Annotated in this window: 12 protein-coding genes; 7 read left to right on the top strand and 5 right to left on the bottom strand. The window is 68.7% G+C overall.

Going from position 1 to position 12,979, the window contains the following annotated elements; all coding sequences use genetic code 11:
• The first annotated feature begins 185 nt into the window (after positions 1-185).
• Positions 186-839, top strand: coding sequence for a dihydrofolate reductase family protein (locus IE252_RS00830; protein WP_190087255.1), 654 nt, complete (start codon positions 186-188; stop codon positions 837-839).
• Positions 840-1,036: 197 nt separating this feature from the next.
• Positions 1,037-1,816: an SCO4651 family lipoprotein gene (locus IE252_RS00825; protein ID WP_506417289.1), complete on the top strand. Its 780-nt coding sequence runs from the start codon at positions 1,037-1,039 to the stop codon at positions 1,814-1,816.
• A gap of 735 nt (positions 1,817-2,551) precedes the next feature.
• Here the strand turns inward: IE252_RS00825 and IE252_RS00820 are convergent.
• Positions 2,552-3,499, bottom strand: coding sequence for an AraC family transcriptional regulator (locus tag IE252_RS00820; RefSeq protein WP_190087253.1), 948 nt, complete (start codon positions 3,497-3,499; stop codon positions 2,552-2,554).
• 143 nt (positions 3,500-3,642) lie between these two features.
• On the opposite strand from IE252_RS00820, the gene IE252_RS00815 reads away from it, so the two are divergent.
• On the top strand, positions 3,643-4,359 hold the full coding sequence (locus IE252_RS00815) for an SDR family oxidoreductase (protein ID WP_190087252.1): 717 nt from the start codon (positions 3,643-3,645) through the stop codon (positions 4,357-4,359).
• Between the two features lie 545 nt (positions 4,360-4,904).
• On the opposite strand, the gene IE252_RS00810 is transcribed toward IE252_RS00815, so the two are convergent.
• Entirely contained in the window at positions 4,905-5,495 is a 591-nt protein-coding gene (locus IE252_RS00810) for a CGNR zinc finger domain-containing protein (RefSeq protein WP_190087251.1), read from the bottom strand.
• Between the two features lie 132 nt (positions 5,496-5,627).
• Between IE252_RS00810 and IE252_RS00805 the strand changes: the two genes are divergently transcribed.
• Entirely contained in the window at positions 5,628-6,887 is a 1,260-nt protein-coding gene (locus IE252_RS00805) for an MFS transporter (RefSeq protein ID WP_229847797.1), read from the top strand.
• Positions 6,888-6,958: 71 nt separating this feature from the next.
• Here the strand turns inward: IE252_RS00805 and IE252_RS00800 are convergent, their stop codons facing one another.
• Complete coding sequence (locus tag IE252_RS00800) at positions 6,959-7,336, bottom strand: VOC family protein (RefSeq protein WP_190087250.1); 378 nt, start codon at positions 7,334-7,336, stop codon at positions 6,959-6,961.
• Between the two features lie 96 nt (positions 7,337-7,432).
• On the opposite strand from IE252_RS00800, the gene IE252_RS00795 reads away from it, so the two are divergent.
• Positions 7,433-7,834, top strand: a complete 402-nt coding sequence (locus tag IE252_RS00795) for a winged helix-turn-helix transcriptional regulator (RefSeq protein WP_190087249.1) — start codon at positions 7,433-7,435, stop codon at positions 7,832-7,834.
• Positions 7,835-7,927: 93 nt separating this feature from the next.
• Here IE252_RS00795 and IE252_RS00790 read toward each other — a convergent pair whose 3' ends face one another.
• Entirely contained in the window at positions 7,928-9,097 is a 1,170-nt protein-coding gene (locus tag IE252_RS00790; protein WP_190087248.1) for a 4-hydroxybenzoate 3-monooxygenase, read from the bottom strand.
• Between the two features lie 124 nt (positions 9,098-9,221).
• Entirely contained in the window at positions 9,222-10,016 is a 795-nt protein-coding gene (locus IE252_RS00785; protein ID WP_190087247.1) for a helix-turn-helix domain-containing protein, read from the bottom strand.
• A gap of 189 nt (positions 10,017-10,205) precedes the next feature.
• Between IE252_RS00785 and IE252_RS00780 the strand changes: the two genes are divergently transcribed.
• Positions 10,206-11,717 carry a tetratricopeptide repeat protein gene (locus IE252_RS00780; RefSeq protein ID WP_190087246.1) on the top strand — a complete coding sequence of 504 codons (1,512 nt, stop codon included), beginning with the start codon at positions 10,206-10,208 and terminating at the stop codon, positions 11,715-11,717.
• 153 nt (positions 11,718-11,870) lie between these two features.
• Positions 11,871-12,968, top strand: coding sequence for a hypothetical protein (locus tag IE252_RS00775; protein WP_229847793.1), 1,098 nt, complete (start codon positions 11,871-11,873; stop codon positions 12,966-12,968).
• Positions 12,969-12,979 lie beyond the last annotated feature (11 nt).

Genomic DNA, 12,979 nt, shown 5'->3' with positions numbered 1-12,979 from the left:
CAGCCGATCCCCGGAGCGTGCGAGTTGGCGTGGGGTCCCAGATTCACGTCGTGGCGAGGAGGTGCATCGTGGAACGCTGCCCGCCATGGCCATCCTGCGCGCCCGTGTGATTGGTGACCGCCGCGGCGATGAGTTTGCGCGGCCCGAGCAGTCACAGCTGTGTCGGCAACAGCAGGAGGGAACGAATGACTCAGCTACTGAGGGTGCAGAACTTCAACGTTTCGAGCGACGGTATCGGCGCGGGTGCTGCAGAGGACCAGAGCCTGGAGAGCCCGTTCGGCCTTCCTAATCCGGGCGAGTTGTTCGCCTGGGCGGGTGCGACGGCGAGCTGGCCGATGCGTACGGATCCCGGGGGCAGCCGTGGCCTGGATGACTACTTCACGCGGGACTTCGCACACAACATCGGTGCGGAGATCATGGGTCGGAACAAGTTCGGGCCGCTGCGGGGGCCGTGGCAGGACGAGGATTGGCGGGGTTGGTGGGGTGACGAGCCTCCGTTCCATACGCCGGTGTTCGTGATGACGCACCACAAGCGGCCGTCGTTCACGCTCTCGGACACCACGTTCCATTTCGTGGACGGGGACCCGGCGGCGGTGCTGGCGCAGGCGCGGGAGGCCTCGCAGGGCAAGGACGTACGGCTGGGTGGAGGGGTCACGACGATCCGGCAGTTCCTGGAGGCGGACTTGGTCGACACGATGCATGTGGCGGTGTCGCCGCAGGTGCGGTTGGGGTCGGGGATCCGGCTGTGGGAGTCGCCGGATGAGCTGCGGGACCGCTTCCACTTGGAGGTGGTGCCGAGTCCGAGTGGTGTGATGCATCACCTGTTCTGGCGGAAGTAAGGCGGAGGGTCCGTACCCTCTGGCCGATCGGCTGACCGACCACTGCCGTGATGGAAAAGAGGGAGTAAAGTGGACGCGAGTGAGGCCCTGCGGCATCCCCCGAACGCAGGGCCTCACTCCTCTTTTTCCTGGGCTCGGACGGACGTTGGGCTGTGGCCGGTCCTGTACGACTCCTGCACGACTTCGGAGAACCACTCATGCGCCGCCGCCCTCACCTCGCTCTGACTAGTGCTGCCTTGCTGCTTTGTGCGGCCTGCTCGGGTACGAAGACCGACAGGGCGGCCGAGTCGCCTGCTCCGGATTACGGCCCGACGGTGCGAACGGCTGTAGCTGCGATGGGCAAGTCGACGGCGGCATTCGACGAGAAGGTAGAGATCGCTGGCGACGGCCAGAATTTCGGGATCGGAGTCAAGGGCCGTTTCGACTTCGCCGGGGACAGGGGGACGCTCGCCGTCGATTTCCCTGAGGGCGGTATCAGTCACGTGGACGAGGTATTCGCGGACAGCAAGGTATACGTGCGGGGTGCGGCGGGCCTCGATGGTGAATGGGGCGTGATCGGCCGCGATAAGGCCGAGGCACACTATCTGCTGAGGGCACCGTTGAATGATCCGGAGCATGTGCTGCGCCAGCTCGGCACCATGCACAAGATCTCCAAGGAGGAGACGGAGCAGGTGAACGGTACGGCGGCCGTCCGCTATCACGGACTCCTCGGCGCGGACACCCTCACGCTTCGCGGCTCGGCGAAGCTGCGCGAGCAGGCCGGCCAGCTGCGCGACGCGATCGGGGAGATACCGATGTACGCGGACACGTGGGTGGACGGTCGGGGCAGGCTGGTGCGGGCTCGTCTGCGTTGTGATCTGGGGCCGGGGCACGTGGCGGTGACGGTGGACTTCGCGGATCACGGGAAGGCTGTGAAGGTTTCGGTGCCGGAGGAGGCTATTCCGGTGAATTCCGCTTCGGGAGTTCTTACGGGCTGAGCGTGGGTGTGGGCGAGGTGAGCGGTGTCGTGATCGGGGCTGGGCGGTTCGTTCGCCGGGGCGGCTGGCTCCCCTTCCTGAGTTACGGCTCGGGTGCCGTCGGCCGGTTAACGGGCACAGGAAGAAACGGGCGGTCTGGCAAGCCTCAGGGAACGGACGGGTCTCGGTGTTCGATTGATGGCCGACTATTGCGGGGGGTCTCGGGTCAAGCCTCACAGGCCCCCGAGGGGTCGGCGTGGTGCGGTAAGTGAGCACAGCTCATCGGCTATCCGTCAGGCAGATTCGTTGGCTTCGGGCGCTTCCTCATGATGCCTGGCGAGGCCGTTGACGCCCGCTTCGCTACCAGTAGGTATTACGGCTGACAGAAGGAAGACAGACCAGCCGTCGCGGTGTGAGGTCTTATACAGTGAGCGCATGCCCTGCGCCCCACACATCTCGACCAAGTCAAAGGAATTGCAAAGCCCTTACTGAGGTGCAGGTCAGGAAGTGCCCCTCCCGCCGACGCGGGGGTGATCCGCATGGCCTTGGTGAGGGTGAGCTCCTGGTCGGGTCCTCCCCGCCAGCGTGGAGGTGTTCCGGCCGGAGTCTGCCTCCCACCACCCACCCGTCCGTTCTCCCCGCCAGCCCACGCCACCGCGCATCGTCGCGGTCACTGCATCTGAACCACCGCGAGACCGGGATCGGCAGCGACCACCGCTTCCCCCATCCGCTGCGGTGATGTCCTGTCCCTCACCGTCAGTTGTGTCCGCCTGGTTCGTCGCCTGCCGTCCTGACCCGCTTGCGGTAGGCCCCCGGTGGCGACCCGAAGTGTCGTTTGAAAGCTTTGGCGAAGGCGAACTGCGACGTGTACCCGGTGTGCTGCGCGATGGTACTCAACGGGGTCGGCGATTGGTGCAGCAACCGTGCCGCGGTGGCCATCCGCCAGTTGGTCAGATAGGTCAACGGCGGCTCGCCGACCACCGAGGTGAAGCGGCGGGCGAACGCCGCTCGGGACAGCCCGGCGCGGGTGCCCAGCGACTCCACGGTCCAGGGGTGGCCGGGATCGTCATGGATCGCCTTGAGGGCCGGGGCGACTGCCGGGTCGGTCAGCGCGGCCGCCCAACCCCGGGTCCGCTCCTTGGGTAGTTCGGCGTACCACGACCGGAGGATGTACAGCAGCAGCAGATCGATGAGCGCCGTGACGACCGCGTCCGAGCCCGGCTGCGGCGCGTGGAACTCGGCGCACAGCTGATCGACCGCCGAGCGCAGCACCGGGTGGCGGCCGGGGACCGCGGGGAGGTGGATGACCTCCGGCAGATCGCTGAACAGCGGATGCGGGCGATCGATGTCGATCGCGTACGCGCCGCACACCAGAACTGTGTGCGGCCCTGGTCCGTCCACGGTGACCTGGCCGATCGGCGAGGAACGGTCCACGCGGTCCGGTACGAAGTCCACCGGATCGCGGCCCGGTATATCGCACAGGGTGTGTCCGCTGCCGCGCTGCAGGAACACGATGTCGCCGGGGCCGAGCGCGAGCGGTTGGCCGTGCGGTGGCAGCAGGTGGCAGTGCCCCTCCACGACCACGTGGAATCCGGCTCCCGAGATGGGTTGGAACGTCAGGGCCCACGGGGCGTGGGCGTCGGTGCGCGTCACCATCGGGCGTCCCGTGCGCAGGACTTCGAGGGTGTCGCTCAGGATGTCCATAGCACCACTCTAGTGCCTGTATGGCGAGACGATATGACAGGGAATCGAGATCTTCAGCCATTCACCGTCTCGATGTAGAGGCGTACGTTCTTGCCATGGCGGTTGCCGAACCCCGGCACCGCATCGACGAAGGAATGGATTCCATGTCTCTGGCCGACAAGAAGATCGTGATCATCGGCGGAACCTCCGGCATCGGCTTCGCGGTAGCCCAACAGGCCGTGGCGGCCGGCGCGGACGTCGTGGTCGCCTCCAGCAATCAGGACCGCGTGGACGCCGCGACGAAGCGGCTGGGCGAGCCGGCCCAAGGCCGCCGCCTGGACGTCGCCGACGGCGACGCCATCGCCGCGTTCTTCGAGCAGGTCGGGGAGTTCGACCACCTCGTCTACACCGCGGGCGAATCTCTGCTGATCAAGCCGTTGGTCGACACCACCCCGCAGGAGGCCAGGGCCGTCTTCGAGCGCCGGTTCTGGGGCGCGTTCCTCTCCGCCAAGTACGCCGCACCGCGACTGCGCGACGGCGGCTCGATCACTTTCAGCTCCGGCGTCCTCGCGATCCGCCCCCTGTCCGGAACCGCGCTCACGGCAGGGATCACCGGCGGCATCGAGGCCCTGTCCCGGGCCCTCGCCGTCGAACTCGCCCCTGTGCGCGTCAACGTGATCCAGCCCGGTGTGATCCGTACCGAGCTGTGGGACGGCAGTGTCCCGGACCCGGAGGCTTTCCTCCAGGGCGCCGGGTCCGAGCTGCTCACACGGCGTGTCGGCACTGCCGAGGAAGCCGCGGCGGCGTATCTCTTCGTCTTGACCAACGCCTACGTCACCGGCATCACGCTCGCGATAGACGGCGGCGCGGCACTGGTGTGACATAGGCGCCACACATCACAGCCAACGGAGCAACGCCGCACCGACGCGACGCGTTCCGTGCCGCGGCAGTCGACTGCGCGAGGCCGACCAGACGTGCGAATCCGAACCGCCCCGCCCGAAGCGGAGACCCGGTCGGCCTGACCGCCCCAGAGATCCGCCGCCTGATCGGCGCACTGTTTCAGCCCGCCGATCACAGCCCTGAACACACTCCCGCACTGGTCGAACTGGCGCACAAGCCACCAAGCTCCGGCACCTCGCAGCCGCTACCGGCAGCGGCCCTCCGCCCCCCTCCAGCACGTAGATCGCGAAGTCACGCTGGAGTACGAGACGCGCCTTGTGGGTCCTTCCTGCCGACGCGCGGGAAGATCCGGCAACTCATCAGCTGCAGGCGCTCGTGGGGGGCACCGGCCGCGTCGTGCTGGAAACTCTGGGACTCGGCGATCCCAACGTCCGAGGATCACGAGATCCCGGTGCGCGCGAGGTGCGCGACCGCTCCGTTGACCTCTCCCCGAAGAGCGGAGCCGGAAGCTTCCGGCCCCCGTACATCACTTCGTACTGCGGTCACGCTCCGCATAATGCCGCGCCGCCCGGACCCGGTTCCCGCAGCGGTCCGAGCACCAGCGTCGAGCCGCATGCGAGCGGATGAACAGGCGCGTGCAGCCTTGCGCTCCGCAGGCCGACAGCTTCGCGGCCGACGCCCCGGTCAGCAGGTCCGCCCCGTCCTCGGCCAACTGCGTGAGCACCGCCTCCATCCGCGTTCCCGGCCTCTCCCCCACGGCCAGTCGCGGGCCCGTCACGCTCCAGGCCAACTCGCGTACGCCCGGCGCCGCAGCCAACGCGTCGTTGTAGCACTCCAGGGCCTGCTCCGCCGGGCGCTCGCCCGCGATGTGCGCGCTGAAGATCGCCCTCGTGGCCTCGCGCAGCAGCCTGAGCCGCCGCAGTTCCGCCTCCGTCACCGACCGCACCGGGCCGAGGCCGCGCTCTCGCAGCCACCGGCCCGCAGCCGGCCCGTCGGGCAGCCCCTCGTAGGGCCCACCGGGGAGTTCGAACTCGGTGTTGACCAGGGCCAGCGAGCAGTGATCGGCCTCGCCGGGGGCGGGCCCTTGCGATGAGAGAGATCGTTCGACGGCGTCCACGTCCCTAACGGTATCAGTTGAGATTTGCCGTGACTCGACGTACCGTCACGCCGACCGATCTACAACGGAAAGCCAACACCTTTGCCGTTAGACCCCGAGTTCTCGGCCAAGGCTCCTACCGAGGAACAACCCATGACACCAACCGACAAGCGCCTCAACCTCCATTTCGTCGCGCTCGCCATCGGCATGTTCGCCATCGGCACCGACAGCTTCGTAGTGGCCGGCATCCTGCCCAGCGTCGCCGAAGACCTACACGTCGACGTCCCCACCAGCGCCGAACTCATCACCGCCTATGCCCTGGCCTACGCCATCCTGTCCCCGGTGATCGCCTCGGTCGCCGGCCGGGCATCCCGCAAAGCACTGCTGATCGGCGGGCTGGCCGTCTTCGTCGCGGGCAACATCGGCACCGGCCTCGCCCCCACCTTCGAAACCGCCATCGCCTTCCGCGTCGTGGCGGCGCTCGGCGGCGCCATGTTCACCCCCACCGCCGCAGGCGCCGTCGTCGCCCTGGCCGGGCCCGAGAAGCGGGCCACCGCACTGTCGATCCTCTTCGGAGGGCTCAGCGCCGCCACCGCCCTCGGCTCCCCCATCGGCACCGCCATCAGCGGAATCACCGACTGGCGCGGCACCATGATGTTCGTCGCCGCCGTCGGCGCACTCGCCGCCATCGCCGTACTCATCGGGCTGCCCGCCATACCCCGCCCACCCGCCGTCCCCTTCAAGCAGCGCCTCTCCCCGCTCGCCGACGCACGGATCACCCTCACCCTGCTCCTGCTGCTCGTCGCCTACAGCGGTCTCTTCGTCCTCTACACCTACGTCAGCCAGGTCTTCCGACCGGCCACCGGCGGCGACGGCACGACCCTCGCCTGGCTCCTGTTCACCTGGGGCGCCGCCGCCGTGGTCGGCAACCTGTTCGCCGGCCGCCTCACCGACGCATTCGGCAGCCGCATCGTCATCAACACCGCAGGCGTCACAGCCGTCCTCGTCTTCCTCACCACCCCCTGGAGCAGCCGACACCTCGTATCGGCGTTCATCGCTGTCGTTATCTGGGGCGCGTGCGGATGGGCCATGCTCGTCCCGATCCAGCACCGGCTCGTCGGCGTGAACCCCGCCGCCTCCCAACTCTCGATCTCCCTGAGCTCCTCCGCCAACTACATCGGTGTCTCCCTCGCCCCCATCGTCGGCGGCTTCCTCCTGGACGACGTGGTGTCCGTAAACCACCTCGGCCTCCCCGCAGCCGCGATCATCGCCACCGGCCTGCTCATCGGCGAGCTGGGTCACCGGCTGATCCGGCGCGACACGAAGGTCGTAACGGTCGCGGCCCCTACCCCGGCCCGCACCAGCGGCACCGACCCCCGGGCCACGAGCCCCTCCCCCGTCGACCGCCCCTGACCCGACCCGACCCGTCCAAAGGCATCTTCCGATACGTGAGGACCGTCCATCCGCCCTCGCCGTATCAGGGCCTACGCGCGGATGAGCCTGCCAACCAGCTCCCTGTTCCACTCGACGTACTCCACGCCCGCTCCATCCGCATGGCGGGCGTAGAGAAACCGCCCCGTCGGGCCATCGGTTACGGGGGTCGTGATGGTCGCCTCGGCCGACACCAGCGTCTCCTGGAGGGCGTCGAGGTCGTCGACGACGACGGTGGCGGAGGCGTGCTCGTACTTCGCTCGCTCCTCGGCCGAGCCCGCGATCACCAGGAAGTTGCCGATGGCGGCGAGGCCCACCGCGTGGAAATCCAGACGCAAGTGGGGTTGCTCGCCCGTGAGTTCCTCCAACAGGGGCAGTGCGTGGTCGAGGTCGTCGGTCCACAGGCGTGCGTAGGTCCTCAGGATGGTCATGGCCTTGCCCTCTCAAGTCTCTTGCCGGCTCTCTGGAACCGTAGGTGCGTAGCCTCGGGCGTGGAAGAACGCACTTTTCGGTGAGAGAGGAACCTCATGGAAACCGAGCAGCCCCAACCCGTCCCCGACGACGCGGATGTGACACGCGCCCATTCCCTCGCCCGCGAGATCTTCTCGGGGGTGGCCAACAAGTGGGCACTGCTCGTCATCAACGTCCTGGGGACGCGGACGCTGCGGTTCACCGAGCTCAGAGGCGAGGTCGAGGGCATCAGCCACAAAATGCTCACTCAGACTCTGCGCGGGCTGGAACGCGACGGGGTGGTGCACAGAACCGTGTACGCCACGGTGCCACCCCGCGTCGACTACCGCCTCACCGAGGCAGGCGCGGCGCTACGCGACACGGTCAACGGCATGTGCGCCTGGACCCGCCGCTACCTCGACGAAATCGACACCGCACGACGCCGCTTCGACTCCGACGACCATGGCACTGGGCGTTGAATCCGCCGTCCCGCACAGGATCTCGACCCCCAGGCCAACAGACCCGGGCGAGATCGCACAGGCGGTCCCCGCGCGCGCACAGCCTCCCAGTCCCTAGTTCACGCCCGCCATGAACTCGTCGAACAGGCGCTTCGCCGTCCGCGAGGTGAGCATGCGCTCCAGTTCCGCTCGGGCGATCCGGCGACGGAACTCCCCTTCGTAGGAGGCGTCTCCGGCGTTGTGCATCAGCTCGGTGATCCAGACCGCGAACGCCTGATAGTTCCAGATGTGGCGCAGGCAGGTCTCCGAGTAGGCATCGAGAAGGGTCGAATCGGTCTCCTTCGCCCGGCGGATGACGACTCGGGCGAACACCTCGGTGTCGTTCAGGGCGAGGTTGATCCCCTTCGCGCTCATGGGTGGGACGAGGTGCGCCGCGTCTCCGAGCAGGTACAACCTGCCGTAACTCATAGGGCTGTACACCACGCTACGAAGCGGCACGAGTCGCTTGTCGAGGATCGGGCCGGTCGAGACGGGAGTGCCGAAGCGGGCTTCCAGCTCGCTCCAGATGCGTTCGTCCGGCCACTGCGCGAGGGTGTCGTCGGCCGGGCACTGGAGGTAGAGCCGACTGGCGTTCGTGCCACGGGGGATCAGCCCGGCCATGCCGCGGGAGTGTATCGCCATGGCTGCGGGATCGGCCGGCACGTCGACCAGGACGCTCAGCCAGGCGTACGCGTACTCATGAGCGTGGCGTGTGAGGACGCCTGCGGGGATGGAGGCCCTGCTCACGCCGTGGTGGCCGTCGCAGCCAGCGATGTAGTCGCAGTCGACTGTCTTCGTCGAGCCGAGCGCGTCCCGGTATCGGACACGCGGGCGCTCACCGTCGATGCCTTCGAGCAGGACGTCGGCCGCCTCGAACCGGAGGTCGCCGCCGTCGCGCAGGAAGACCTCCGTGAGATTGCGTACGAGGACCTGCTGCGGGCAGAAGGCGATGTCGTCGGTGTCGTCCCCGCCGAAGACGAGCGGCAACTCCTCGCCGTCGAGCCGGAAACCCATCATCTCCGAGGAGAAGAAGCTCTCCACCACCTCTTCGAGGCCCCACTCCCGGTACATACGCACCCCTCGGGCGTCGATCGTTCCGGCCCGTTGCCTCCGCTCGACGTATGCCCGGCTGCGCTTCTCCACAACGACGCAGTCGATGCCGTTGCGCAACAGCAAATTGCCGAGCGTGAGTCCGGCGATCCCGGCTCCCACGATGACGACCGTTGTGCTTTCACCTGTATCCATCACGTGTCCGTCTCCCCCTTCGCTCCGCCTGTATGCCCTTCACTGTGAGCCGCGCCGCGACTTCCCCCAACCGGGAAACAGCCAGCGAATACGGGAAAGCCGCCAAGGTGGGAACGGTGTACGGCTACGGCACCTCGCCGCGCAGATCGGCCTGGTAGCGGCCCGGGGTCTGACCCACGATGTTGGTGAACGCCTCTATGAAACTGGAGGGGTTGGACCAACCGCACTCCATCGCGGTGTCGGTGACCGACCGGCCGTTGGTGAGATGCACCAGGGCGTGATGGATGCGCAGGACAGTGCGCCAATGGTGGAAGCTCATACCGAGGTCGGTGCGGAACAGACGACTCAACGTCCGCTCGCTCGCCCCCACCGTCCGCCCCAACGCAGCCAGGGTCGCGGTCCGGCCGGGATCGGCATGCAGGAGGGCGGTTACGGCTCGCAGCCGGTCGTCGCGCGGTTCGGGCAGGTGAAGGGACGGCTCGGGGGCCTCGGCGAGCTCGTTTACCACCACCGTGAGCAGCCGCCGGTCGGCCCCGGGGCGGAACTCCGGCCGGTCGGTCAACGCCAGGAGTGCCTCCCGGAGCAGCGGGCTCACCTCGAACACACCGGGGTACGCGGTGAGTTCGCCGCACAGGTCGACGGGGATGTCTAGCAGGCGGACGTCGGTTCGGCCGTAGAAGCGATGGGAGTGGTCGAATCCGGGCGGCGTCCACGTCACCCGGTTCGCCGGGGCGATCCAGGTACCGCGTTCGGTCGTGGTGGCGAAGGCTCCTGCGGCGGCGTACACCAGCTGGCCGTGGGTGTGGGAGTGGGCGTCGAGGTGGTAGCCGTGCGGGATCCAGGCCGCACCACGAGGCACCTCCGCCGGTGGTGCCCCGGGCGTCGGTAAGGGCGGTGAGGGTTGGCGGGGTTCCGGCATCGGCTGCCAGCGTACCCGTGGCCCGGCGCCTGCTTCCCTGAAGCTGGTCGGCGGCCTTGCGGGGATGGCGCCCCGAGCCAGCCTTGACCACTGATCAACCCAGTTGACCGCCCCACCGCGCAGCAACAATAGTTGCCCACTGAACGGAATTCTGATCGAACCGTTCGGGCGTTCACAGGGTGGGGAATCATGCAGGTCAAGGGGCAAGAAGGCAGTTCGGCATGCGCGGAAGCGGAAGCGGAAGCGGAAGCGGCGTCTGAGACGGCGACCAACGCGAAGGCCGACACCGCGACCGCCGCCGCAGTCGAGGAGGCCGAGACCCTGCTACAGCAGGGGCGGCTCATCGAGGCCCGGCAAACCGCCCAGCGCGCGCTGGACACCGGCGTACGGCCCACCGCCCGCCTCTACACCGTCCTCGGCCGCGCACACGCCGCCGAAGGCGACGACCACCACGACGACCGCGCCGAGGCCGTATACCGGGCAGGCCTGGACGCCTTCCCCGACGACATCGATCTGCTGTCCGCCTACGCGGAACTGTGCCTCAACGCCGACTACCTGGAACGCCCCGGACGCCACCGCCGGGGCCCCGAACTCGCCGCACGCATCCGCGAGTTGGCCCCGGGCTCAGTCCAGGCGCTCCGGGCCGAGCGCGCTGCCGGAGGCAAGGGCGTACCCAAGCCCGCCCGAGTGCAGCGCCACGACGCGCGGCTGGTGCTGAAGCTCTCCCCCACCCCCCGCACGGCCGCGGACCGAGCCCGGATCCAGGCAGGCGCCCGCCCCGAGGACGAACGCCTCGCGGTGCTCACCCAAACCCTGGACGCGCTGGTCCGGCCGGGCCGGGGTCCGCTGCGCCTGATGGTCGTACACCCACTGGCGAGCACGTTCATGTCCTGGGTGGCCTACGCCGCGATACTCCTCGCCGTACCCGCGGTCCCCCTCCCGGCGTGGGCCGCATGCGCCGCCGCACTCCCGCTCCTCCCGTCGGCCGTCCTGCACCTTGTACTGCGCGGGGCTCGACGCAGAGCCGGGACACACACCTCGACCACCTCCACCCACACCCCGCAGGACCTCACCTTCCCGGTGCTGCCGCCCGTACCGGCCCCCACCCCACGTGACCGCATCACCCGCGCGCTCGTCCTCGCCACCGCCATCGGCGCGGCCGCCGGTTCCGTGACCTGGTCGCAGATCCAGTACCGGGACTACCCCCACTACACGGTCGCCGCGCCCGCGAGCCTCGGCCGCCTGGACAGGCTGGAGCTGACACCCGTCCAGCAAGGCATGGCCGACCAGCTGAAGGCGAACTTCGCGGGCGTGGCGCACGAGACGTTCGCCTACGTATACGGGAACAAGGAGCTCGGCCGGACGGCGTTCATCGTCCTCGGCGCGACGGGCGACTTCCACGCCATGACCCCCGACCTCCTCGACGAGCTGCGCCACGGCCTGGAGGCATCCGGCCTGACCGTCAGCGTCGAGTGGAACGCCGAACCGGGCCGCTACGGCGGCTGGATGAAGTGCGTGACGTACCAACCCGCCGTCAGCGTTCCCGAAGTGGCATGCGGCTGGGCCGACAAGGGCAGCATGGGCATGGTCATCGTCGCCGACCGAGGCACCGGCCGGAGCGTGGCCGAGGGAGCCGCCCGGCGGGCCCGGGAAGCGGTGCTGCACCGAGGCGGCGTGGAGCGCACCGAGCCGGAAGTCTGAGGGATCGGGCGCCGTAACGGAATCCGAGCGGCACCAACCTCCTCGACGTGCGCCGAGCACCCGAACCGATGACCAACACCCGCAACCCGCTGTGCGACCATGGGCGGGCCGCCGGGGAGGGCCTGGGCGGCCGGTGATGCAGGGGGAACTGGCGTGAGCGGGGTTGCGGAGCACGGCGACGGGTCGTCGGTGCCCGACGAGGAGTGGGAGCGGTTTCTGCGGGAGTCCGCCGATGGCGTGGCGGATGCACCCAAGGAGCCGTCCGCGCGGGCCCGCGTGGTGGCGCAGCGGTTGCGCGAGGAACCCGAGTCGCCGCAGGCGTGGCGCAGCCACACACCGGCCCGCCCGAGGCGGAAGAAGCAGGGGTGGTACGTCGTCGGCTTCCTGGCGTCGATCGCCCTGCTGGTCGTCGCCTTGATGCCGGGGCGTGTCGTCGGATTGTTCGGCGACGACGCGCAGTCCGACACCCCCCTTGCCGCCGAGTCGGGACGCCCCGACCAGGCACCGCCCACACCGGCTGCGCAGCGGCCCACCCTCGACCAACCGTTCAGGGGATCGCCCGCGGCACGCTGGGCCGACAACGCCGCCGGGATTACGGTTCCCGAGGCCAAGGCGACCGGGTGGATGAGTACGGCGGAGGTGGCACAGGCCCTCGGCCGCACCCGGGACTTCCTCACCGCCGCCAGCCTCGATCCGGCGGTGCTGCGCGGCGATCACCCCACCAAGGCGATCGCCCGGATCAACCCGCACCAGAAGGACGTCCAGGACTACCTGTCGACCGCGTTCCGCACACCCAGCAAGGAGAACGACCCGCTGCTGCTCTTCAGCCGGTTCGACAAGACGCGTACACGTCTCGTCGGGGACGTGGTGAAGACGCGGGGCCGCATGACGTATCAGCAAGGTGAGCGCGGCGCTCTGCAGGTGACCACCGACATCACGTACGTATACCCGGTCGTGCGCGCGGCCGCAGGCAGCGACGACGTCGAGCGTACGATCGTGCGGCGCGAGGTCGTGGTGAGCTGGGACAATCCCGCGAAGGTGATCACCGAGCCGGGAACGTTCTCCCTCGTCTCGTACAAACTCGACATGACCAACGGCGGTTGCGGCGCACCGAACGGCTACCTCAACCCGGTGTTCGGCTCGGGACAGGACACCGGCGCCGGTGATGGCCCCGCGATCGATCCGTACGACCGCAGCACGCCCCTGGAGCAGCGGACGGACAAGGGCTGCGGCCGCGCTACCCGGACGTGAAACCCGAAACG

Origin of the sequence: Streptomyces melanogenes (assembly GCF_014649795.1) — a bacterium.
Taxonomy (GTDB): Bacteria; Actinomycetota; Actinomycetes; order Streptomycetales; family Streptomycetaceae; genus Streptomyces; species Streptomyces noboritoensis.
Note: the sequence above shows the minus strand (reverse complement) of the source record. Positions and strands in the feature narration are given on the sequence as shown.